The sequence below is a fragment of the Cupriavidus sp. BIS7 genome (genome assembly GCF_000292345.1).
Lineage (GTDB): Bacteria > Pseudomonadota > Gammaproteobacteria > Burkholderiales > Burkholderiaceae > Cupriavidus.
Genome location: NZ_ALOU01000007.1, coordinates 156165 through 178746, shown reverse-complemented (window position 1 = coordinate 178746; position 22582 = coordinate 156165). Strand labels below are relative to the sequence as shown.

Genomic DNA, 22582 nt, shown 5'->3' with positions numbered 1-22582 from the left:
TCTCCCATTTCATGGGAGAGGGGCGTCAAGCAAGGTGAGTCAAGCGTAAAGCCTCAGAACTTCTCGAACGGCCCCAGGAAACGCCACTGGCCCGGCGGCAGATCGCCCAGCACCACGCGGCCCATGCGCACGCGCTTGAGGCCGACCACCTTCAGCCCAACCTGTTCGCACATCCGACGGATCTGGCGCTTGCGGCCTTCGCGCAGCACGAAGCGCAGTTGCTCCTCGTTCTGCCAGCTCACCTTGGCGGGCTTCAGCGGCACGCCGTCGAGAGACAGGCCGTGGCGCAGGCGCTCGATCAGGTCGTCCGGGAACACGGCGCTGATATTGCGTTCGACCAGCCCCTGCGGCGATTCCCACTCCACGCGGACCAGATACTCTTTTTCCACGTTCGAATCATCGCCGATCAACGCGCGGGCCACGCGGCCATCCTGCGTCAGCACAAGCAGGCCCGTGGAGTCGATATCCAGCCGTCCAGCGGGCGCCAGGTTCTTGCGCTGCCACGGCGCAAAGCGCTTGCGCGTCGGGTCCTGTTCCCACTGGTTCTCGGGTGCGAACAGCACTGCTGCGGGCTCGTAGCCGTCTTCCGCCTGGCCGGAGACATAGCCGACCGGCTTGTTCAACAGCACCGTGACTCGTTCGCCCTGTTCGGAGCGTGCGGCCTGCAGGATCTCGATTTCCGCGTCAGGACTGACGCGCGAGCCGAGTTCGGTCACCGGCTTGCCATCGACGAGCACCCAGCCGCGCGGAATCCATTCGTCGGCTTCACGGCGCGAGCACAGGCCCAGTTCGGACATGCGCTTGGACAGGCGAACAAGCCCGTCGTCGCGATCCGGTGCAGCCTGGCCGGCTTCGGCGTGCATGGCGGGGCGTTCGGCGCGCTCGACACGGGCTGGGCGGACACGGTCGGCGGAATCGCTGAAGCGGCGCGCGGGCGCGTCGCCGCGACGCGGTGCATTGTCGTCGTGGTGCTGCCGGCGCGGCGTGCGGGCCTCATCGCTGCGATGCGGGCGCTGGGTACGCTGCGTCCGCTCGTCATCGCCGGACCGGCGCGGGCGCTCGGCACGATTGTCATCGCCGTAGCGGCGCGGTTGTGCGGCGCGGTCTTCGTCGCTAAATCGGCGTGGGCGCTCGGCGCGATTGTCGTCACCGTAGCGGCGCGGCTGTGCGGGGCGATTGTCATCGCCATAGCGGCGCTCACGCTGCGGGCGTTCTTCGTCACCGAAGCGACGCGGGCGGGCGGCGCGGTCTTCGTCGCCAAATCGGCGCGGACGCTCGGCACGATTGTCGTCCCCGTAGCGGCGCGGCTGTGCGGGGCGATTGTCATCGCCATAACGGCGCTCACGCTGCGGGCGTTCTTCGTCGCCAAATCGGCGTGGGCGCTCGGCGCGATTGTCGTCCCCGTAGCGGCGCGGCTGTGCGGGTCGATTGTCATCGCCATAGCGGCGCTCACGCTGCGGGCGTTCTTCGTCACCGAAGCGACGCGGGCGCGCGGCGCGGTCTTCGTCGCCAAATCGGCGCGGACGCTCGGCGCGATTGTCGTCACCGTAGCGGCGTGGCTGTGCGGGGCGATTGTCGTCGCCGTAACGGCGCTCACGCTGCGGGCGTTCTTCGTCACCGAAGCGACGCGGGCGTGCGGCGCGGTCTTCGTCGCCAAATCGGCGCGGGCGCTCGGCACGGTTGTCGTCACCGTAGCGGCGCGGCTGTGCGGAGCGATTGTCATCACCGTAGCGGCGCTCACGCGGTGGGCGCTCGTCATCGCCGAAGCGGCGCGGTGCTCTTTCGCCCTCCGCGAAACGGCGAGGCGCACGCTCGCCTTCTGCCGGGCGCGGACGCGCCGGTCGGGCCTGCCGCTCCTGGCGTGGTGCACCCTCGGCTGGCGCGGGCTTGCGCTTGGCCTTGTCGGAAGCACGCTCCTTGGCCTCCTTGATCCCCGTGACCACGTCCTGCACGCGTTTACGGTTCAGGTCGGACACGCGCAGCGGGCGGCCCGCCTTGCGCGGGGTGCCAGAGGAGGTGGTCTTGATGCCCAGAGTCTTGCGGCCGGGTGTATTGCTATCGGTCATATCGTTTCAACTGCGCGTCTGGCTGGCCGTCAGATGGCCAGCGCGTCGAGCAGGTCCTGTTCAAGCTGAATTTGCAATCGGTTGTCGGCGGTCAGTCGCGAACCGTCGACCAGGAACACGTCTTCCACGCGTTCGCCGAGCGTATTGATGCGTGCCGAATGCACGGACACGCGATGGCTGGCCAGCACGCGCGCGATCGCGTACAGCAGGCCGGTGCGGTCGTTGGCGGACACCGACAGCAGGTAATACTGGCCGCGCTCGTCGGGACGCAGGTCCACGCGCGGCTTGATCGGGAAGCTGCGCGACTGGCGCGACAGGCGTCCCTGCGCAGGCTCCGGCAGCGGGCACTCCAGGCGCACGCGCTCGCCCAGTTCGTGTTCGACGAGCGCGAGGATGTCGCGATAGTCGCCATCGAGGCCCGGGTCCGTGATCTGGAACGTGTCCAACGCGTAGCCGTCGCGCGTGGTTTCGATCTTGGCGTCCTGAATCGAAAAGGCCTTGCGTTCGAAGTAGCCGCAGATGCGCGCGAACAGATCGGGCTGATCCTTCACGTACACCGCCACCTGCAGGCCTTCGCCCGCTGGCGAGACGCGGGCCTTGACCACGGGATCGGGGCTGTTCACCTTGTTGAACAGATTCCGCGTGAGCCAGGCGATGTCGCGCGCGTCATGGCGCATGAAGAACGACATGTCCAGCTTGTCCCACAACGGCTTTGCCAGATCGGGGTCGAACGCCTTGAGGCGCAACTGGGCGACGGTGTCGTCGCGCTTCTGCGCCCACAGCGAATGCGGATCGAGCCGCGCGCCGCCAAGCACGCGCAGCGTGATGCGATACAGGTCCTCGAGCAGCTTGCCCTTCCATGCGTTCCAGACCTTGGGGCTGGTGCCGCGAATGTCGGCAACGGTCAGCAGGTAGAGCGCGGTCAGGTAGCGCTCGTTGCCCACCACCTGGGCGAAGGCCTTGACCACGTCGGGGTCCGTCAGGTCCTGCTTCTGCGCCACGTGGCTCATCGTCAGGTGATGCTCGACGAGCCAGGCGATCAGGTCGGTGTCCTCGCGCGAAATGCCATGCTGCTTGCAGAAGCGGCGCGCATCGACGGTGCCGAGCGTGGAATGGTCGCCGCCGCGGCCCTTGGCAATGTCATGGAACAGCGCCGCCGCCCACAGCACCCAGGGGCGGTCGAAGCTGGCCATCAACTGGCTGCAGAACGGGAATTCGTGCGTATGCTCGACGATCGCAAAGCGGCGCATGTTGCGCACGACCATCAGGATATGCTGATCCACGGTGTACACGTGGAACAGGTCGTGCTGCATCTGTCCGACGATGCGGCGGAAATTGATCAGGTAGCGGCCCAGCACACTGGTCTGGTTCATCAGCCGCAGCGCGTGCGTGATGCCCTGGGGCTCCTGCACGATGGCCAGGAACAGACGTCGGTTGACGGGGTCGTTGCGCCAGCTTGCGTCCATCACCGTGCGCGCGTTGTAGAGCCCGCGCAGCGTGCGTGGCGACAGACCCTTCACGCCGGGCGTGCGCTCGTAGAGCAGGAATGTCTCCAGGATCGCGTGCGGATTGCGTTCGTACAGATCGTCGCTGGTGATCTCGAGCATGCCCTGGCGTTCGACGAAGCGCTCGTTGATCTCGCGCGTGACCTTCGACTCGCTTGGGAACAGCATGGCCTCGATGTTCAGCAGCAGCACGCTGTTTAGCTGCGTGACAGCCTTGGCCGCCCAGTAGTAGCGGCGCATGAGCTGTTCGCTCGCGCGCTTGTGCGTGGTCTGGCGATAGCCGAAGGCTTCGGCCAGTGCGGTCTGCATGTCGAACACGAGCACGTCCTGGCGGCGGCCGGCCAGCAGGTGCAGCCGCGCGCGGATCGTGCGCAACAGGCGCTCGTTGCGCGTGAGTTCCAGCGCTTCGCGCTCGGTCAGCAGGCCTCGCTCGAACAACTGCTTCCAGCTGTCGCCCAGGCCCGCGGCACGCGTCATCCACAGGATTACCTGCAGGTCGCGCAAGCCGCCCGGGCTTTCCTTGCAGTTCGGCTCCAGCGCATAAGGCGTGTCCTGGTACTTGGCATGCCGCTGGCGCATTTCCAGCAGCTTGGCCTGGAAGAAGTCGGCCGCGTCCATGTCGGCCAGGTAGCGCGTCTGCAAGGACTTGAACAGCGCCTTGTTGCCGATCAGCAGGCGCGCTTCGAGCAGCGAGGTGCGAATCGTGATGTCCGCGGCCGATTCGCGGATGCAATCGTCCACGGTGCGCACTGACGAGCCGATCTCCAGGCCCAGGTCCCAGCACAGCCCGATGAAGCGCTCGAGCTTGGTGGCCGTCTCCGCGTCGGGTTCGTCGGGCAGCAGCAGCAGCACATCGACGTCGGAGTAGGGGAACAGCTCGCCACGGCCGTAGCCGCCCACTGCCACCAGGGCGGCGTCACTGGGCAGCTCCAGGCCGGTCCAGGCTTCGATCAGCGCATTGTCTACGGCACGGCGCAGTTTCGTGACAAGCGGGCTCACCTGATTGTTCAGGTTGAACTCGGCAGACAGCGCTTGCTTGTCGGCCTTGAGCCTGTCTCGGATGCGCTGGCAGAGCAGCAGTTCCGGCGTGGTGTCCATGGGCTGGTCGATGGGGGTCGCGGGCACGGCTGGAAGTAGAAAGGGCGCCGTGATCGGCGCCCTGGCGATCTGTGCGGCGTCAGGCCGCAACGGTCTCCGTGACGAATGCCGGCGGCAGTGGCGAGCCTTCCGACAACGTCAGCACTTCAAAGCCGGTTTCGGTCACCAGCACCGTATGCTCCCATTGGGCCGACAGGCTGCGGTCGCGCGTCTTGACAGTCCAGTGGTCCGGCATCGTGCGGATGTCGCGCTTGCCTGCGTTGATCATCGGCTCGATCGTGAAGATCATGCCGGCCTTGATTTCCATGCCGGTGCCCGGTCGGCCGTAGTGCAGGATCTGCGGGTCCGAGTGGAACACCTGGCCGATGCCATGGCCGCAGTACTCGCGCACGACGCTGTAGCCGGCGCCTTCGGCATGCGTCTGGATGGCGTGGCCGATGTCGCCAAGCCGTGCGCCATTGCGCACCTGCTGGATACCCTTCCACATGCATTCGTACGTGACCTGCGCCAGGCGCTTGGCCAGGATCGACGTTTCGCCAACGATGAACATGCGGCTTGTGTCGCCGTAATAGCCTTCCTTGGTGATCACGGTGATGTCGAGGTTCACCACGTCACCGCCCTTGAGGACGCGGTCTCCGGGGATGCCGTGGCAGATCACATCATTGACCGAAGTGCAGATGGCGCCGGGGAAGGGCGGGTAGCCCGGAGGCGCGTAGTTCAGCGGCGCCGGCACGGTGCCTTGCACGTCGCGCATGTAGGCGTGGCACAGCTTGTCCAACTCGCCGGTGGTGACGCCGGCTTTTACATGCGGGGTGATGTAGTCGAGGACTTCGGAAGCAAGGCGGCAAGCCACGCGCATCTGGGCGATGTCTTCGGCGGTGTTGATATGAATGCTCATGCTGCGTGCCTGAAAAGTGATGGCGAGGCTACTGCCGCGCCGGAAATGATTCGCAAAGAGGGATTATCGCACCTTCGTGACGGGAAAGCAGGGGAAATACGGGGAATCATCCGATTGACGAGCGAGGCGCTTGCCGCTTGCCAATGCGCTTGCAGGGGGTTGAGTCATCACGGACTTTGTTGCTACAATCGCGGGCTGGCTTGCTTGTTGCCCGTTTGACGGGGCTGGTGGGTCGGAGAATCAACGTTTCGTAAATCGAACATTTTGTAAATCGCTGGTCCGCCCATCCGGGGTGTTCCTTTTCAGGAATGTCGGGGCGGACTTCAGACAAAACCCTATTGGAGCACCTCTCATGTCCGTGACTATGCGCGAAATGCTGGAAGCCGGTTGCCACTTTGGCCACCAGACCCGCTTCTGGAACCCGAAGATGGCCCCCTTCATCTTCGGTCACCGCAACAAGATCCACATTATCAACCTCGAAAAGACCCTGCCGATGTTCCAGGACGCGCTGAAGTACGTGCGTCAGCTGGCAGCAAACCGCGGCACCGTGCTTTTCGTGGGTACCAAGCGTCAATCGCGCGAAATCCTGGCTGAAGAAGCTGGCCGCGCTGGCATGCCCTACGTCGACGCCCGCTGGCTCGGCGGCATGCTGACGAACTTCAAGACCGTCAAGATCTCGATCAAGCGCCTGAAGGACATGGAAGCCGCCAAGGAAGCCGGCGCGCTGGAAACCATGAGCAAGAAGGAAGCGCTGATGTTCGAGCGCGAGATGGAAAAGCTGGAAAAGTCCATCGGCGGCATCAAGGACATGGGTGGCATTCCTGACGCCATCTTCGTGGTGGACGTCGGCTACCACAAGATTGCCGTGACGGAAGCCAACAAGCTGGGCATCCCCGTGATCGGCGTGGTCGACACGAACCACTCGCCGGAAGGCATCGACTACGTGATCCCGGGTAACGACGACTCGAGCAAGGCCGTGGCCCTGTACGTGCGCGGCGTGGCCGACGCCATCCTGGAAGGCCGTGCGAACGCGGTGCAGGAAGTGGTGGAAGCCGTGCGCGGCGGCGACGACGAATTCGTCGAAGTCCAGGAAGGCTGATCGCCCGCTGGTGCCTGAGGCCGGGGTACACCGGCCACTGGCGCCTGCCTTGCGGCAACAAGAAAAGGGGGCACTACTGGCGCCCCCTTTTTGCAAACTGAATTTGTTGTCATCCGCCGCGGATACCATTCGCCGCGGATGAAGCCGGACCGAAGTGGACCAGATCCCGGTCGGTCGTCCCGGGCCTCGCACGGGGCGGGCGGCCAGAACCAATCAAGGAGTGACAAATGGCGGCAATTACCGCAAGCATGGTTGCAGAACTGCGCGCGAAGACCGACGCGCCGATGATGGAATGCAAGAAGGCCCTGACCGAAGCCGATGGCGACATGGACAAGGCCGAAGAGCTGCTGCGCGTCAAGCTGGGCAACAAGGCCAGCAAGGCCGCCTCGCGCGTGACCGCTGAAGGCATCGTGGCCGCGTTCATCGACGGCACCACCGGCGCACTGGTCGAATTGAACTGCGAAACCGACTTCGTGTCGAAGAACGACGACTTCCTGGGCTTCGGCGCCAAGGTTGCCGAACTGGTTGCCAAGCAGAACCCGGCTGACGTGGCTGCGCTGTCGGCACTGGAAATGGACGGTTCGACCGTGGACGCGGTCCGTTCGGCACTGATCGGCAAGATCGGCGAAAACATGACGATCCGCCGCTTCGTGCGCTACGCCAATGGTGGCAAGCTGGCTTCGTACCTGCACGGCACCCGCATCGGCGTGATGGTCGAGTTCGATGGTGACGAGACCGCCGCCAAGGACGTGGCCATGCACGTGGCCGCCATGAAGCCGGTGTCGCTGTCGTCGGACCAGGTGCCGGCCGAGCTGATCGCCAAGGAGCGCAGCATTGCCGAGCAGAAGGCTGCCGAATCGGGCAAGCCGGCCGAGATCGTCGCCAAGATGGTGGAAGGTTCGGTCCAGAAGTACCTGAAGGAAGTTTCGCTGCTGAACCAGCCGTTCGTGAAGAACGACAAGCAGACCGTCGAGCAGATGCTGAAGGCCGTCAACACGAACGTGAAGGGTTTCACGCTGTTCGTGGTGGGCGAAGGCATCGAGAAGAAGCAGGACGACTTCGCCGCTGAAGTGGCTGCCCAGGTGGCCGCTGCCCAGAAGGCCTGATGTCCGGGTGGCCGGACGGGTTTCCCCCGAGGGGGTGATCATCCAGCCACCGTATAATGCCGAGGGGCGCCGCAAGGTGCCCCTCTGCACAAGTACGGCTGCCAGTGTGCGCCGTGCCAGTCAGTTTTCGCAGTCACCGGCATCTGGTGTGTCTTTTGACGGGCGTTGCCTGCAGATGACAGCGAAAACCGGCTTGTCTCAGTCATGAGATTCCGTATTCTTGCGCGGCCGGTGCGCAGATGCTTCGTGCCGCCCGCGCCCATCCATCCGTTCGAACGAGCGATCAAGAACCAGCCCGAGGGTGAACATGCCAGCCTATAAGCGCGTCCTTCTGAAACTGTCCGGTGAGGCCCTGATGGGCGACGATGCCTTTGGCATCAACCGGGCCACCATCGAAGGCATGGTCAATGACATTGCCGAAATCGTGAAGCTGGGCGTCCAGGTGGCGGTAGTGATCGGTGGCGGCAATATTTTCCGCGGCGTCGCCGGCGGTGCCGCAGGCATGGACCGTGCCACTGCCGACTACATGGGCATGCTGGCCACGATGATGAATGCGCTGGCACTGCAGGATGCCATGCGCCACGCCAGCATCGAGGGCCGTGTGCAGTCCGCGCTGCGCATGGACCAGGTGGTCGAGCCATACATCCGCCCGCGCGCCATCCGTCAGCTCGAAGAGGGCAAGGTGGTGATTTTCGCTGCCGGCACCGGCAACCCGTTCTTCACCACCGACACCGCTGCCGCACTGCGCGGCTCCGAAATCGGCGCGGAAATCGTGCTCAAGGCGACCAAGGTGGACGGCGTCTACACGGCCGACCCCAAGAAGGACCCCAGCGCCACGCGCTACACCACGATCACGTTCGACGAGGCGATTTCCCGTAATCTGCAGGTCATGGACGCCACCGCGTTTGCGCTGTGCCGCGACCAGAAGCTGCCGATCAAGGTGTTTTCGATCGTCAAGCCGGGCGCGCTGAAGCGCGTCATCCTGGGCGAGGACGAAGGTACGCTGGTGCACGTTTAAGGGGGCCGGATCGCAGCAGAATGCGGATTCGGGCCGTCCTCAGAGTAGAATATTCCATTTTCGATCCCGCCAGGCGGGATCCTGTCAGGCTGTTTTCCGGAGGTAAACCATGACCGTCGCCGACACTAAGAAGAGCGCCGAGCAAAAGATGCTGAAGTCGATCGAAGCCTTCAAGGCCGATCTGGCAAAAGTCCGTACCGGCCGCGCGCATGCCGGCCTGCTTGACCATGTTCAGGTGGATTACTACGGCTCGATGGTGCCGATCAGCCAGGTGGCCAACGTCGGCCTGGGCGATGCCCGCACGATCACCGTGCAGCCGTGGGAAAAGAAGATGGTGCAGGCCGTCGAAAAGGCGATTCGCGATTGCGACCTGGGCCTGAACCCGGCAACGATGGGCGATGTGATCCGCGTGCCGATGCCCGCGCTCACCGAAGAGCGCCGCAAGGAACTGACCAAGGTGGTCAAGGGCGAGGCGGAAGGTGCCAAGGTGGCCGTGCGCAACCTGCGCCGTGATGCCAACGAGCAGTTCAAGAAGCTGGTCAAGGACAAGACCATTTCCGAAGACGACGAGCGCCGCGGCCAGGAAGACGTGCAAAAGCTCACGGACAAGTTCGTGGCCGAGATCGACAAGCTCGTGGCCGAGAAAGAGAAGGAGATCATGACGGTGTAAGGCCGTCCCGGCGGCTGGCCCGCCGGGGTTGCCAGACATCGTCTGCAATTCCATGCAGCACATCAGTTCGACGCTAGGCGTTCCCAATACCACTTATGTGCCTCGACACGTTGCCATCATCATGGATGGCAACGGTCGCTGGGCGACGCAGCGTCATCTGCCCCGCGTGGCTGGCCACAATCGTGGCCTGGACGCCGTGCGCGAGATCGTGCAGGCGTGCGCGGCGCGCGGCGTGCAGTACCTGACCCTGTTCGCGTTCAGTTCCGAGAACTGGCGCCGTCCGGCCGACGAGGTGTCCTTTTTGATGCGCCTGTTCATGACCGCGTTGCGCCGCGAGGTGGTCAGGATGCATGCCAACAACATCCGCCTGCGCGTGGTCGGTGACCTCGCGCGGTTCAGCCCGCGTATCCAGCAACTGATCAAGGATGCCGAAGCGCGTACCGCCGGCAATTCGGGCCTGACAGTGACGATCGCCGCCAACTACGGCGGCCGCTGGGACTTGCTGCAGGCAATGCGCAAGATGCTCGCGCATTCGCCGATGCTCGATACGGAGGCGCTCGACGAATCCGAGCTGGCCCCGCACCTGGCGATGGCCTACGCCCCTGAGCCGGATCTGTTCATCCGTACCGGCGGCGAGCAGCGCATCAGCAATTTCCTGCTTTGGCAGCTCGCCTATACCGAGCTGTATTTCACCGATATCTTCTGGCCCGATTTCGATTCCGCCGAGCTGGACAAGGCATTTGCCTCGTACCGCCAGCGCGAGCGCCGCTTCGGACGGACCAGCGCACAACTGGTGGCGCCGGGCCTGTCCGGCACGGCCTGAAACATCAATCCAGATACAAGAACCACGGGACCCTGCAGCGCATGCTTCTTACCCGCGTCATCACCGCCGTATGCCTGTTGCTGTTGATCCTGCCAATTCTCTTCCTGGCGCCCCCGACGGCGCTGGCAGGCCTGGTCGCGGTTATCGTGCTGCTGGGCGGATGGGAGTTCGGGCGCCTGATCGGGCTGCGCGGCGCCTGGCCGTACATATATGCCGTAGCCTGCCTGCTGGCGCTGATTGCCTGGCATGACGCACCCGAGCGGCAGGCCGTCACCTGGCTGATGGAGGGCGCGCTGGTTGCCTGGGGTGTTGCGCTGGTGCTGATGGCGCGCGGCGTGCACAAGGCCACCACGGGTTTTACGGTGCTTGGCGCCATCCTCGGCTTGATCATGCTGCCGGCATTCGGCCACGCGGTCATGGTGCTGCGGGCTGCTGGTATCGGCGTCCTGCTGACGGCGGCGGTGCTGGTCTGGGCGGCCGATATCGGCGCATACTTTGTCGGAAAGGCCATCGGCCGGCGCAAACTGGCCCCGTCGATCAGCCCCGGAAAATCCTGGGAAGGCGCCATCGGCGGCTGGCTGCTGGCGATGATCGTGGCCCTGGCATTCGCGGCGACCCGCGCGTTTTCTCCCACGTGGTATTCGCTGGTTGCCGACAAGGGTGGGCTCGGCCTCGTGGCCATCCTGACCACGCTGCTGGTTGCCGCCAGTATCGTCGGCGACCTGTTTGAGTCGCTGCTCAAGCGTCAGGTCGGCATGAAGGACAGCAGCCGCCTGCTGCCCGGGCACGGCGGGGTCCTGGACCGGATCGACGCACTGATTCCGGTGTTCCCGCTGGCAGCGCTGCTGCTGGTCTGGGTCTGATCAATCTGAATTCGCTTTTCTGCTTCTATGCAACGCATCACCATCCTTGGCGCCACGGGATCCATCGGCGAGAGCACGCTCGACGTCGTTCGCCGCCACCCGGATCGCTACACCGTGCACGCACTTAGCGCGCATCGGCAGGTAGACAAGCTGGCTGCGGCCTGCCTGGAGTTTCGTCCGGCACGCGCCGTGGTGGGCTCCGCGGAGGCCGCGCGCGAACTTGAGGGCAAGTTGCGCACCAGCGGCGTCAACACGGAGGTGAGCTACGGCGAAGCGGCGCTTGAATCGATCGCCGAGGATGCCGGCACCGATGCCGTGATGGCAGCCATCGTCGGCGCGGCGGGGCTGCGGTCCTCGCTGGCAGCAGCGCGCGCCGGCAAGCGCGTGCTGCTGGCCAACAAGGAATCCCTGGTGATGTCGGGCAGCATCTTCATGGATGCCGTGCGCGTGAATGGCGCCACACTGCTGCCGATCGACAGCGAACACAACGCGATCTTCCAGTGCCTGCCGACCAGCGATCCGCGCTATGGCGCAGGCGTGACGAAGGTAATGCTGACTGCCTCGGGCGGGCCGTTCCGCACGCGCGATCCGTCCACGCTGCATGACATCACGCCCGACCAGGCCTGCGCGCACCCCAAGTGGGTAATGGGGCGCAAGATCTCGGTGGACTCGGCAACGATGATGAACAAGGGGCTCGAGGTCATCGAGGCCCACTGGCTGTTCGACGCGCCTGCCGAGAAGATCGAGGTACTGATCCATCCGCAGAGTATCGTGCACTCGATGGTGGCCTACGCCGACGGCTCGGTGCTGGCGCAATTGGGCAATCCGGACATGCGAACGCCCATCGCCTACGGCATGGCTTACCCGGAGCGGATCGATTCGGGTGTAACGCCGCTCGACCTGACAGTCTCAGGCGGGCTGCATTTTGAGACTCCGGACCTTGAGCGCTTCCCGTGTCTGGGGCTAGCCTTTGATGCGTTGCGTGCCGGAGGTGTGGCACCGGCCGTGCTGAACGCCTCGAACGAAGTTGCCGTGGAGGCCTTCCTGGGCGGTGACATCCGCTTTACCGATATTGCGCGCGTGGTGGCCGGTGTGCTGGAGCAGCCCGCACAGGGGGCGGCCGACACGCTGGAAGGTGTGCTGGCGGCAGATGCCGAGGCGCGCCGTGCCGCACAGGCGTTGCTGAAAAAGCTGGCCGGCCGCTGAGCCGCTCACGGCACAGGTCAGATATTGAAGGGGTGATTTGCCATGCAAACTGTCATCGCGTTCGTCGTCGCCCTCTGCATTCTGATTTTCGTGCACGAGATGGGGCACTACCTGGCCGCACGCGCGTGTGGGGTCAAGGTCCTGCGTTTTTCCATTGGTTTCGGGCGCCCGCTAGCTCGCTGGATCGGCAAGGGGCGTGACCGGACCGAGTGGACGCTGGCGGCTATCCCGCTTGGTGGCTACGTCAAGATGCTCGACGAGCGCGAGCGCGACCCCGAGAACGATCCTCCGATCGACCCGGCGGAGCTGCCGCGCGCGTTCAACCGGCAGCCGGTCGGCAAGCGTTTCGTGATCGTCGCGGCCGGGCCGCTTGCGAATTTCGCACTGGCTATCGCGCTGTACCTTGTGTTGTTCGCGGGCGGCATGCGCGAGCCGGTGCCCGTGGTGGCTGCGCCGGCAGCAGGTACGGTAGCCGCGCAGGCCGGTGTGCGTGACGGTGACCGCGTGCTGTCTCTGACCGCCAACGATCAGACCGAAGCCGTGCGTTCATGGAACGATCTGCGCATGGCCGTCTTCTCGCAGGGGTTCGGCGATGCGCGGGCAGTGCTGCATGTTCGTGGCGCCGATGACGTGGAGCGCGACGTCACGCTGGCCCGGCTCCCCAATACCGGTGGCAATCCGGATCAGGACCCGCTGGCAACGCTGGGCCTGTTCCTCAAGGGCGGGCCAGTAACGATCACCGAGGTTGTGCCTGATTCTGCGGCGCAGCGCGCGGGGCTCAAGGCGGGCGACAGGGTGGTGGCATGGCAAGGCCAGCCACTCACGCAGGCCAGCGAACTGATTCGCGGCGTCCGGGCCCGTCCGGGGCAGGATGTCACACTTGGCATTGAACGCGCGGGGCAGCGCATCGATGTCACGGCGAAGCTTGACGCCGCCCAGGCGCCACAAGGCGAGTCGGGGGGAAGTGCCCAGGTCGGCAAGCTCGGCGCGGCGCTCACCCAGTCCGTCCAGACGGAAATCGTGCGCTACCCGCTGATCCAGGCCCTTGGCCGGGCCGCGAATCAGGTCTGGAGTACCAGCACGCTATCGCTGAAGCTGCTCGGCAAGATGCTGGTCGGGCAGGCCTCGCTGCAGAATCTCAGCGGTCCACTGACCGTGGCCGATTATGCGGGGCGAGCCGCGAATATGGGTTGGCAGCCGTTTATCAGTTTCCTCGCATTGGTCAGCGTTAGCCTCGGCGTGCTGAATTTGTTACCCATTCCGGTTCTGGATGGGGGGCATTTGCTGTATTATTGCGTGGAATTTTTGACTGGCAGGCCTGTTCCAGACCACTGGCAAGCGATGCTACAGAAGGTCGGCATCGCGTGCATCTTGCTCCTGACCTCACTCGCTTTGTTCAATGACGTCAGCCGACTGTTTCTCGCGCGCGGCTAGTTTCGCGCAGCCGGAAGCTTCTGTCGGAGGGGGGCGGTCGTATCCTGGGGGACGAATTCCCGCCGGGAGTGTACAGCCGTGCCAGCATTGCCAGGCCTGGAGCCAATGCCCTGCATGAAATCGATGAGGAATAGGGGATCGACTTTGATCAGAAATAAGCGCATCTCGCTGGGTCTGCTGACGAGTGCCATTATTGCGGCGTGGAGCCCTGCGGGTTTCGCCGCCGATCCGTTCGTGGTCAAGGATATCCGCGTGGAAGGCCTTCAGCGCGTGGAGCCGGGTACGGTGTTTGGCTACCTTCCGGTCCGCGTGGGTGAGACCTTTACTGACGACAAGGGTGCGGACGCGATTCGCGCGCTCTATAACACCGGCTTCTTCAAGGACGTGCAGATCCGCGCCGAGGACGGCGTGCTGGTCGTGCAGGTGGAAGAGCGCCCGGCGATCTCGCAGCTCGAGTTCGTCGGCATCAAGGAATTCGACAAGGACACGCTGCGCCGCTCCCTGCGAGCAGTGGGCGTGGCCGAGGCGCGTTACTACGACAAGGCGCTGATCGACAAGGCCGAACAGGAGCTCAAGCGCCAGTACGTGGCGCGCGGCTATTACGCGGCAGAAGTTCAGACCACCGTGACGCCGGTAGACCGTAACCGCGTGTCGGTGGTGTTCAACGTGGACGAAGGCCCTGTCGCCAAGATCCGCCAGATCAATATCGTCGGCAACAAGGCTTTCAAGGAAAGCACGCTGCGCGACGAAATGCAGCTCTCCACGCCGAACTGGTTGTCCTGGTACACCAAGAACGATCTGTATTCGAAGCAGAAGCTGACGGCCGACCTGGAAGCGCTGCGCTCGTTCTATCTGAATCGAGGCTATCTCGAATTCCAGATCGAATCGACGCAGGTTTCGATCACGCCGGACAAGAAGGACATCTACCTGACGCTGAACATCAGTGAAGGCGATCAGTACAAGGTGTCCGACATCCACCTGGCCGGCGAAACGCTTGGCAAGCAGGAAGAGATGGAAAAGCTGCTACAGCTGAAGAAGGGCGACATCTTCTCGTCCGAAAAGCTGACCGCCAGCACCAAGGCGATTACCGACTTGCTTGGTACGTACGGCTACGCGTTCACGACGATCAATCCGCAGCCCCAGATCGACAAGGAGAAGCGCGAGGTTGCGCTGACCCTGATGGTGGACCCGGGCCGTCGCGTATATGTGCGCCGTGTGAACGTGGTGGGTAACAGCAAGACCCGCGACGAAGTCGTGCGCCGCGAAATGCGCCAGATGGAATCGTCGTGGTTCGATAGCGAAAAGCTCCAGCAGTCGCAGGCGCGTATCAACCGTACCGGTTACTTCACCGATACCAACATCACCACAGAGGACGTGCCCGGCGCGCCCGACCAGGTGGATGTGAACGTGAACGTGACCGAAAAGCCGACCGGCCAGATCAGCCTGGGTCTGGGCTTCTCGTCGACCGACAAGCTCGTGCTGCAAGCCGGCCTGCGCCAGGACAACGTGTTCGGTTCCGGTACCAGCCTTGGCCTGGATGTGAACACGGCCAAGTCGTTCCGTACGATCGCGCTGACGCAGTACGACCCGTATTTCACGGTGGACGGCATTAGCCGTTCGACGGACATCTTCTATCGCACCTCGCGTCCGCTGTACTACACGGGCGACCAGGACTACAAGATTGAAACGGCGGGTGGTGGCTTCAAGTTCGGCGTGCCGTTCTCGGAAGTCGACACCGTGTTCTTCGGCCTCGGCTACGAGTGGACCCGCATCACGGTCTCGCCCAATACGCCGACCCAGTATGTGTCGTTCCTGCAGAAGCTCAACAAGCTTCCGGCCGGACAGACCGTGGGCACCGCGTCACCGATCAACAACTTCCCGTTCACGATTGGCTGGGCACGTGACCGCCGCGACAGTGCGCTGATCCCGACGAAGGGACCGTACACCCAGGCCAACCTGGAAGTGGGTATCCCGGGCGGTGATACGCAGTACTACCGCGCCAGCGTGCAGCAGCAATACTTCTATCCGCTGTCGAAGTCCTTCACACTGGCTTTCAACGGTGAAGTGGCCTATGGTCACGGCTACGGCAACACGCCGTTCCCGGTGTTCAAGTACTTCTACGCCGGTGGTATCGGCTCGGTGCGCGGTTATCAGACCAGCACGCTGGGTCCGAAGGACCAGAACGGCAACCCGGTGGGCGGTGCATCGAAGATGATCGGTAACGTGGAATTCGTGTTCCCGCTGCCGGGCTCCGGTGTTGACCGTACACTGCGTCTGTTCACGTTCTTCGACTTCGGTAACGTTTATCAGGAAGGCGCGCCGCTGCTGTTCAGCGACCTGAAGTATTCGACCGGTTTCGGTATGTCCTGGCTGTCGCCGATCGGTCCGCTGAAGGTCAGCATGGGCTTCCCGCTGAAGAAGGACCCGACCGACAAGGTCCAGCGCTTCCAGTTCCAGATCGGTACCGCGTTCTGATCCCCACAAAGGATTTGTTTGATGAAACTCCAAACTCCACTGATGAAATCCCTGAGCGCGGCCGCGCTGGCCGCTGCGGCCCTGTGCGTGGCGGCCCCGGCGATGGCTCAGGAGGCGCGCATCGCCGCGGTCAACTCGGAACGTATTCTGCGTGATTCGCAGCCTGCGAAGGCTGCCCAGGTCAAGCTTGAGCAGGAATTCTCCAAGCGCGACCGCGAACTGCAGGACATGGCCCAGAAGATCAAGGCCATGGCTGACAAGCTCGACAAGGACACCGCCGTGTTGGCCGACTCGGATCGCCAGCGCCGCCAGCGTGAAGTGGCTGACCTGGACCGTGAATTCCAGCGCAAGCAGCGTGAATTCCGTGAAGACCTGAACCAGCGCCGCAACGAGGAACTGGCCCAGGTGCTGGAGCGCGCCAACCGTGTGATTCGCCAACTGGCCGAGCAACGCAAGTACGATCTGATCGTCCAGGAAGCTGTTTATGTGAACCCGCGTATCGACATCACCGATGACGTGATGAAGGCGCTGAACGCCGGCAGCACCGGCAAGTAAGCGGCGACGCGGCACGTCGACTGCCGTTTCGATTATCAAGGAAGTACTGCCATGAAGACACCCACACTGGGTCAGCTCGCCACCGAGAACGGCGCGCAGGTTGTGGGTGATCCCGACCTGGCCGTGCACGGCCTGGCTCCGCTCGACCAGGCAGGTCCCGCCGACCTGTCTTTCCTGTCCAATCCGCTATACCTGCCGCAAGCGCTGGCCTCGGCCGCGGGTGCCGTGATCGTGTCGCCTGCCGACCTCGAGCGTATACGCGCGGACGGGAAGGCCGATGGCCGCAACTGGCTGGTGGCACGTAATCCGTACGTCTGTTTTGCGCGCGTGGCACAGCGTTTCGACCGCGTTGCCAATGCAGACCCGCGCACGGGGATCGATCCCCGCGCCAGCGTAGCGGCGGACGTTGTGGTGCCGGTGTCGTGCTTTATCGGTCCCAATGTCGTGATCGAGTCCGGCGCCCGGATTGGCGAGCGAGTCCGGATCCTTGCAAATGGCTTTATCGGCGCAGGCGCGGAGATCGGCGAAGATACGCTCATCTACGCCAATGTTTCTGTCTATCATCGTTGCGTGGTAGGTGCGCGCAACATATTGCATAGCGGGGCAGTGATCGGCGCGGATGGATTTGGCTTCGCTCCCGACATCGGTCCGGCCGGCGTCGAGTACGTCAAGATTCCCCAGGTGGGACGTGCCGTGCTCGGCAACGACGTGGAAATCGGCGCCAATACGGCGGTCGATCGCGGCGCGATGGCGGACACGGTGATCGAGGACGGTTGCAAGATCGACAACCAGGTGCAGATTGCGCACAACGTCCATGTGGGTGCCCATACCGTCATCGCCGGCACTGCCGCGGTGTCGGGCAGCACCAGGATCGGCCGTTTCTGCGTGATCGGAGGCGCGGCCAATTTTTCCGGCCATTTGAATATCGCCGACCGGACCACAGTGTCTGGCGGTACGTCGATTACCAAATCGATTACAAAACCCGGTGGGCATTACACCAGCGTGTTCCCGTTCACATCGCATGGCGAATGGGAGCGAAATGCGGCGATTGTTCGTGGCTTGTCAAAGCTGCGCGAGCGCGTGGTGCAACTGGAACGCAGGCTGCGCGGCGAAACTGCCCCGGCCCAAAGCAAACAAGACGAAGAGAAATCATCATGACCGCATCTGACATCGATATCCGCAAGATCCTGAAGCTGTTGCCGCATCGGTATCCGATCCTGCTGGTCGACCGCGTGCTCGAGTTCGAACCGCAGAAGCGTATCAAGACCCTGAAGAACGTAACGATCAACGAACCGTACTTCATGGGCCACTTCCCGGAACAACCGGTGATGCCGGGAGTCATGATCCTTGAGGCGCTGGCGCAGTCGGCCGGCCTGCTGACTTTCGGCGCCGATATGGAGCGCAAGGAAGGCGCACTTTATTACTTCGTCGGGATCGACGGCGCGCGTTTCAAGCGCGTCGTGTATCCGGGAGACCAGCTCCATCTGAACGTGACCGTGGAACGCTATATCCGCGGTATCTGGAAGTTCAAGGCCAGCGCAACCGTTGACGGTGAGGTGGCCTGCGAAGCCGAGCTGATGTGCACCGTCAAGCAGGCCGAAGGCTGAGCGCAGAATCGAGCAGAACAGACCACAGGACAGGACGTATGACGCAAATCCATCCCACCGCACTGGTCGACCCGAAGGCGGAACTGGCCAGCGATGTGACCGTCGGCCCGTTTTCTATCGTTGGCCCGAATGTGCGGATCGGCAGCGGTACGCGGATCGGATCGCATACCACGGTCGAGGGCCATACCACGATCGGCGAAGGCAACCGGATCGGGCCGTATGCCTCCGTGGGCGGTGTGCCGCAGGACATGAAATACGCCAACGAGCCGACCCGGCTCGTGATTGGCGACCGCAACACGATTCGCGAATTCACGACGATCCACACCGGTACGGCGCAGGATCGCGGCGTGACCAGTCTCGGCAACGACAACTGGATCATGGCCTACGTGCATATTGCGCATGATTGCAGCGTAGGCAACCACACGGTGTTTTCGAGCAACGCGCAGATTGCCGGCCACGTGGAAGTGGGCGACTGGGCGATCCTGGGCGGCATGAGCGGCGTGCATCAGTTCGTCCGTATTGGCGCCCACGCGATGCTGGGCGGTGCCTCTGCGCTCGTACAGGACGTGCCGCCCTTCGTGATCGCTGCAAGCGACAAGAATGGCAACAAGGCGACCCCGCATGGCGTCAACGTCGAGGGGCTGCGTCGCCGTGGGTTCGATGCCGGCCAGATCGCCGCATTGCGCCAGGCCTACAAGCTGCTCTACAAGTCCGACCTGAGTTTTGACGACGCACGCAACGAGATCGCTGCAATGCTTGGCCAGGCGGATGTCACCACCGCCGCGCCTCTCAAGGCGTTCGTGGAGTTTCTGGCCGCGACCCAGCGCGGTATCGTTCGCTGATTCCGGCGCAACATGGTCGACGCCGTCGTGCAGGCCGCGCTTCCCGTCAATGCGGGCGCACATGTAAACAAGCGAGGCACGATCGCCATGGTTGCCGGGGAGGCATCCGGCGATCTGCTTGCTTCGCTTTTGCTGGAAGGGTTACACACAAGGCTTGGTGAATCCGTGGACTACGCCGGGATCGGCGGCCGCCGGATGATGGCTCAGGGCTTTGTCTCGCATTGGCCGATGGAGACGCTGTCGGTCAATGGCTATGTGGAAGTACTAGGTTCGCTGCGCGAGATCCTGGCAACGCGCAGGGCAATTCGTGATCGGTTGCTGGCGCAGCCGCCGCTCTGCTTTATCGGTGTTGATGCCCCCGATTTCAACTTCGGGCTAGAGGTGCCGCTGCGCCGCGCCGGCATCCCGGTCGTGCATTTTGTCAGTCCATCGATCTGGGCATGGCGCGGCGGGCGAATCCGTACGATTGCACGGGCCGTCGACCATATTCTCTGCCTGTTTCCATTTGAGCCGGAAATCTACGCAAAGGCTGGTATTCCGGCGACCTATGTTGGCCATCCGCTGGCCGATGTCATTCCGATGGTGCCGGACGTCGCCGGCGCCCGCGCAAAGCTGGGACTGCCGGAAGGCAAGCGGATCGTGGCGGTGCTGCCGGGTAGCCGGCAATCCGAAGTGCGTAACCTCGGAGCGACATTCTTCGCGGCCATGGATCGCATGCATCGTATGGACGGCAACCTGTCGTTCGTGCTGCCGGCAGCCAGCGCTGCGCTGCGGGAGATCGTCGAGACCTTGCATGCGCAGTACCCGGATGTCGACCTGACCATCGTGGAAGGGCAATCGCATCTGGCGATGGAGTCGGCTGATGTGGTGTTGCTCGCAAGTGGTACGGCTACGCTCGAGGCGGCGCTGTACAAGAAGCCGATGGTGATCTCATACAAGGTGCCCTGGCTCACTGCGCAGATCATGAAACGGCAGGGGTACCTGCCGTACGTGGGACTGCCGAATATACTTTCGGGCCGCTTTGTCGTGCCCGAGTTGCTACAGGACGATGCCACGCCGGAAGCGCTGGCACGCGAGACGCTGCTGCAACTCAATGACGAAGGCAATATCGCCTTCCTGCACGAGCACTTTACGGCCATGCACAAGACCCTGAAGCGCGACACCGCCAGGCTCGCGGCAGGCGTGGTTGTTGACCTGATGCACAGCCGAGGGGTGGTCTGATGGCAAGATCCAAGAGCACGGCATCGGCACAACTCGGCCTTGAGCTGACGCAAACCGTGGCGGTGGTACAGCGCCTGTGTGGTGTTGATGAGGCTGGGCGCGGCCCATTGGCGGGCCCGGTCTATGCTGCCGCGGTGGTGCTGGACCCCGCGCGTCAGATTCGTGGGCTGGCCGATTCGAAGATTCTCAGTGCCGAGAAGCGTGAGGCACTGTTCGATCGAATCTGCGAGCGCGCGCTAGGCTGGCACATCGCGTCGGCTTCCGTGGCCGAAATCGATTCGCTGAATATCCTGCACGCATCGATGCTTGCCATGCAAAGGGCCGTGCAGGGCCTGGCTGCCAAGGGCGTGATCCCTGATCTTGTGCAAGTCGACGGCAATCGTTGTCCGCAGGTGGCGTTCCCGGTTGAGGCCATCGTGAAGGGGGATGCAAAGGTGCGCGCCATTTCAGCCGCGTCGATTCTGGCAAAGGTTGCGCGAGATCGTGATCTGCTGGTGCTGCATCAGGAGTTCCCGGAGTATGGCTTCGATTCGCACTTTGGCTACCCCACGCCCCAGCATTTCGCGGCGCTGGAACGGTTCGGCGCGACGCCGCATCATCGGCGCTCCTTTGCGCCGGTGCGCAAGGTGCTTGAGCGCGACGCCCTACCTTTTTGAGGCAGATACTTGAAGCATGTCACTTCGCGCGACAACGCGCTGTTCAAACAGCTTAAGGCCCTGACGGGGTCCACGCACCAACGCCGCAAGGCAGGACAGTCCGTGCTCGACGGCGTCCATCTTGCGCAAGCCTACGTCGCTGCCCTCGGGCAGCCTGCGAACTGCGTCGTTAGCGAGCGCCACTATGACCATGTAGAGGTGCGTTCGCTGCTCGAGCGGATCGATTCGGACAGGGTCGTGGTGCTGGGCGATGCGCTGTTCACGCAGATCAGCAGCGTGGTCAATGGCATCGACCTGATGCTGGTGATCGACACGCCGGCGGGTCATCTGCCTGCGAAGATCGATACGGACTGCATCATCCTTGATGGCGTGCAAGACGCCGGGAACGTCGGGTCCATTCTGCGAAGCGCGGCTGCGGCCGGTATTCCGCATGCATTCCTGACCACTGGCTGCGCGTTTGCGTGGTCGGTCAAGACGCTGCGCGCCGGCATGGGTGCGAACTTCCATCTCAATATTGTCGAACACTGCACGCTCGAGATGCTTGAGAGCCGCCTGGCCGTGCCGTTGCTGGCAACGTCGTCACATGCAGACGCAGCCGTGTTCGATACGGATCTGCGTCAGCCGGTAGGCTGGGTGGTCGGCAATGAGGGCAGCGGTGTCAGCCCTGTGTGGATGGCGCGCGTATCCCGCACGGTAGGCATTCCTCAGCCTGGAGGGCTGGAGTCGCTGAACGTTGCCGCCGCAACAGCGGTGTGCCTGTTCGAATCGGTCCGTCAGCGCCGAACACCTGGCAGGTAGAAGTGGTGCGGCGGGCCATGGCTACCTCGGCCGCTTTGTCGCACCTGCTCCGGAGGCCGCCGGCGTATTCGCCTTCTGGTCGACTAGCTGGATCAGCAGTTCAGTGATCGAGTCGAGCTTCTGATCGACCTTGGTTTCCAGTCGCTCGAATTTACTGTCGAATTTGGTTTCCAGTCGCTCGAACTTGCTTTCGAACTTGGTTTCCAGTTTCTCGAAGCGCTCCTCGATTTTCTCGAAGCGTTCATCAATCTTGTCAAATCGCTGATCTACCCGGGCGAACCGATTGTCCACGGAGGCTTCCAGCCTTCCCACCCGGTCGCCGAGTCCTGTGATGGCTTCTTGTTGGGTGTCGAGTCGGGCCGTAACGGTCCGGATGTCGGCATCGACCATCGCCCGGGACTGGCGCGCGGAGTATTCGACGACGGCAAAGACGCCGGTCAGCGACAGCGCGACGCCGCTGAAGATAAGGCCGGCACTTTTCAACGTGTGGAAATGGCCGGTGGACGCCGCTGAGCGGCGCCCGTCGCGGCGCGCGGCATTGTCGGGGCGGTCAGAATATTGGTCTGCGGTCATTATGTGCATTGGTCCGATGGAGGCAATGTAGGACAGCCTTCATCGTGCCCATCCGACCGCAGTCATAAC

Annotated in this window: 20 protein-coding genes; 16 read left to right on the top strand and 4 right to left on the bottom strand. The window is 63.4% G+C overall.

Annotated elements, in window-relative coordinates:
- Positions 1–53: 53 nt before the first annotated feature.
- The 3 genes from B552_RS0102685 to map form a co-directional block, all read right to left on the bottom strand.
- Positions 54–2066: a pseudouridine synthase gene (locus tag B552_RS0102685; protein WP_019447454.1), complete on the bottom strand. Its 2013-nt coding sequence runs from the start codon at positions 2064–2066 to the stop codon at positions 54–56.
- 29 nt (positions 2067–2095) lie between these two features.
- A complete protein-coding gene (locus B552_RS0102680; protein ID WP_026035249.1) occupies positions 2096–4669 on the bottom strand; it encodes a [protein-PII] uridylyltransferase in 2574 nt (857 codons plus the stop codon).
- A 79-nt stretch (positions 4670–4748) separates the two neighbouring features.
- Positions 4749–5567: a type I methionyl aminopeptidase gene (gene map / locus B552_RS0102675; protein ID WP_019447452.1), complete on the bottom strand. Its 819-nt coding sequence runs from the start codon at positions 5565–5567 to the stop codon at positions 4749–4751.
- Positions 5568–5919: 352 nt separating this feature from the next.
- Here map and rpsB point away from each other — a divergent pair, with 352 nt between their 5' ends.
- From rpsB to B552_RS0102595, 16 genes are all read left to right on the top strand, one after another.
- Complete coding sequence (gene rpsB / locus B552_RS0102670; RefSeq protein ID WP_019447451.1) at positions 5920–6666, top strand: 30S ribosomal protein S2; 747 nt, start codon at positions 5920–5922, stop codon at positions 6664–6666.
- A 227-nt stretch (positions 6667–6893) separates the two neighbouring features.
- Complete coding sequence (tsf, locus tag B552_RS0102665; protein WP_019447450.1) at positions 6894–7772, top strand: translation elongation factor Ts; 879 nt, start codon at positions 6894–6896, stop codon at positions 7770–7772.
- A 307-nt stretch (positions 7773–8079) separates the two neighbouring features.
- A complete protein-coding gene (pyrH, locus tag B552_RS0102660) occupies positions 8080–8790 on the top strand; it encodes a UMP kinase (RefSeq protein ID WP_026035248.1) in 711 nt (236 codons plus the stop codon).
- A 109-nt stretch (positions 8791–8899) separates the two neighbouring features.
- Positions 8900–9460, top strand: a complete 561-nt coding sequence (frr, locus tag B552_RS0102655) for a ribosome recycling factor (RefSeq protein ID WP_019447448.1) — start codon at positions 8900–8902, stop codon at positions 9458–9460.
- A 52-nt stretch (positions 9461–9512) separates the two neighbouring features.
- The gene (locus B552_RS0102650; RefSeq protein ID WP_019447447.1) at positions 9513–10283 is read left to right on the top strand and encodes an isoprenyl transferase; all 771 of its coding nucleotides are present in this window, start codon (positions 9513–9515) and stop codon (positions 10281–10283) included.
- Positions 10284–10324: 41 nt separating this feature from the next.
- The gene (locus B552_RS0102645) at positions 10325–11146 is read left to right on the top strand and encodes a phosphatidate cytidylyltransferase (RefSeq protein WP_019447446.1); all 822 of its coding nucleotides are present in this window, start codon (positions 10325–10327) and stop codon (positions 11144–11146) included.
- 27 nt (positions 11147–11173) lie between these two features.
- A complete protein-coding gene (ispC, locus tag B552_RS0102640) occupies positions 11174–12352 on the top strand; it encodes a 1-deoxy-D-xylulose-5-phosphate reductoisomerase (RefSeq protein ID WP_019447445.1) in 1179 nt (392 codons plus the stop codon).
- Positions 12353–12394: 42 nt separating this feature from the next.
- Positions 12395–13786, top strand: a complete 1392-nt coding sequence (gene rseP / locus B552_RS0102635) for an RIP metalloprotease RseP (RefSeq protein ID WP_019447444.1) — start codon at positions 12395–12397, stop codon at positions 13784–13786.
- Between the two features lie 114 nt (positions 13787–13900).
- Complete coding sequence (gene bamA / locus B552_RS0102630; protein WP_193352164.1) at positions 13901–16261, top strand: outer membrane protein assembly factor BamA; 2361 nt, start codon at positions 13901–13903, stop codon at positions 16259–16261.
- Between the two features lie 21 nt (positions 16262–16282).
- Entirely contained in the window at positions 16283–16816 is a 534-nt protein-coding gene (locus B552_RS0102625) for an OmpH family outer membrane protein (protein ID WP_026035247.1), read from the top strand.
- Positions 16817–16867: 51 nt separating this feature from the next.
- A complete protein-coding gene (gene lpxD / locus B552_RS0102620) occupies positions 16868–17974 on the top strand; it encodes a UDP-3-O-(3-hydroxymyristoyl)glucosamine N-acyltransferase (protein ID WP_019447441.1) in 1107 nt (368 codons plus the stop codon).
- Positions 17971–18423, top strand: coding sequence for a 3-hydroxyacyl-ACP dehydratase FabZ (fabZ, locus tag B552_RS0102615; protein WP_019447440.1), 453 nt, complete (start codon positions 17971–17973; stop codon positions 18421–18423). The genes lpxD and fabZ overlap by 4 nt, the downstream gene beginning before the upstream one ends.
- A 38-nt stretch (positions 18424–18461) precedes the next feature.
- Entirely contained in the window at positions 18462–19265 is an 804-nt protein-coding gene (gene lpxA / locus B552_RS0102610; protein WP_019447439.1) for an acyl-ACP--UDP-N-acetylglucosamine O-acyltransferase, read from the top strand.
- Between the two features lie 12 nt (positions 19266–19277).
- Complete coding sequence (lpxB, locus tag B552_RS0102605; protein ID WP_019447438.1) at positions 19278–20486, top strand: lipid-A-disaccharide synthase; 1209 nt, start codon at positions 19278–19280, stop codon at positions 20484–20486.
- Positions 20486–21142: a ribonuclease HII gene (gene rnhB / locus B552_RS0102600; RefSeq protein ID WP_019447437.1), complete on the top strand. Its 657-nt coding sequence runs from the start codon at positions 20486–20488 to the stop codon at positions 21140–21142. Before lpxB ends, rnhB begins: the two co-directional genes overlap by 1 nt.
- A 9-nt stretch (positions 21143–21151) precedes the next feature.
- The gene (locus tag B552_RS0102595) at positions 21152–21940 is read left to right on the top strand and encodes an RNA methyltransferase (protein ID WP_019447436.1); all 789 of its coding nucleotides are present in this window, start codon (positions 21152–21154) and stop codon (positions 21938–21940) included.
- 21 nt (positions 21941–21961) lie between these two features.
- Here the strand turns inward: B552_RS0102595 and B552_RS0102590 are convergent, their stop codons facing one another.
- Positions 21962–22513, bottom strand: a complete 552-nt coding sequence (locus B552_RS0102590) for a hypothetical protein (protein ID WP_019447435.1) — start codon at positions 22511–22513, stop codon at positions 21962–21964.
- Positions 22514–22582 lie beyond the last annotated feature (69 nt).

What these genes read in the sequence shown, in the direction of transcription:
- lpxB (WP_019447438.1), top strand. Translation starts at nt 19,278, where the DNA reads ATGGTCGACGCCGTCGTGCAGGCCGCGCTTCCCGTCAATGCGGGCGCA.
- pyrH (WP_026035248.1), top strand. Translation starts at nt 8,080, where the DNA reads ATGCCAGCCTATAAGCGCGTCCTTCTGAAACTGTCCGGTGAGGCCCTG.
- lpxD (WP_019447441.1), top strand. Translation starts at nt 16,868, where the DNA reads ATGAAGACACCCACACTGGGTCAGCTCGCCACCGAGAACGGCGCGCAG.
- map (WP_019447452.1), bottom strand. Translation starts at nt 5,567, where the DNA reads ATGAGCATTCATATCAACACCGCCGAAGACATCGCCCAGATGCGCGTG.
- lpxA (WP_019447439.1), top strand. Translation starts at nt 18,462, where the DNA reads ATGACGCAAATCCATCCCACCGCACTGGTCGACCCGAAGGCGGAACTG.
- rseP (WP_019447444.1), top strand. Translation starts at nt 12,395, where the DNA reads ATGCAAACTGTCATCGCGTTCGTCGTCGCCCTCTGCATTCTGATTTTC.
- ispC (WP_019447445.1), top strand. Translation starts at nt 11,174, where the DNA reads ATGCAACGCATCACCATCCTTGGCGCCACGGGATCCATCGGCGAGAGC.
- B552_RS0102650 (WP_019447447.1), top strand. Translation starts at nt 9,513, where the DNA reads ATGCAGCACATCAGTTCGACGCTAGGCGTTCCCAATACCACTTATGTG.
- B552_RS0102625 (WP_026035247.1), top strand. Translation starts at nt 16,283, where the DNA reads ATGAAACTCCAAACTCCACTGATGAAATCCCTGAGCGCGGCCGCGCTG.
- rpsB (WP_019447451.1), top strand. Translation starts at nt 5,920, where the DNA reads ATGTCCGTGACTATGCGCGAAATGCTGGAAGCCGGTTGCCACTTTGGC.
- frr (WP_019447448.1), top strand. Translation starts at nt 8,900, where the DNA reads ATGACCGTCGCCGACACTAAGAAGAGCGCCGAGCAAAAGATGCTGAAG.
- rnhB (WP_019447437.1), top strand. Translation starts at nt 20,486, where the DNA reads ATGGCAAGATCCAAGAGCACGGCATCGGCACAACTCGGCCTTGAGCTG.
- B552_RS0102680 (WP_026035249.1), bottom strand. Translation starts at nt 4,669, where the DNA reads ATGGACACCACGCCGGAACTGCTGCTCTGCCAGCGCATCCGAGACAGG.
- tsf (WP_019447450.1), top strand. Translation starts at nt 6,894, where the DNA reads ATGGCGGCAATTACCGCAAGCATGGTTGCAGAACTGCGCGCGAAGACC.
- fabZ (WP_019447440.1), top strand. Translation starts at nt 17,971, where the DNA reads ATGACCGCATCTGACATCGATATCCGCAAGATCCTGAAGCTGTTGCCG.
- B552_RS0102645 (WP_019447446.1), top strand. Translation starts at nt 10,325, where the DNA reads ATGCTTCTTACCCGCGTCATCACCGCCGTATGCCTGTTGCTGTTGATC.
- B552_RS0102685 (WP_019447454.1), bottom strand. Translation starts at nt 2,066, where the DNA reads ATGACCGATAGCAATACACCCGGCCGCAAGACTCTGGGCATCAAGACC.
- B552_RS0102590 (WP_019447435.1), bottom strand. Translation starts at nt 22,513, where the DNA reads ATGACCGCAGACCAATATTCTGACCGCCCCGACAATGCCGCGCGCCGC.
- bamA (WP_193352164.1), top strand. Translation starts at nt 13,901, where the DNA reads ATGAAATCGATGAGGAATAGGGGATCGACTTTGATCAGAAATAAGCGC.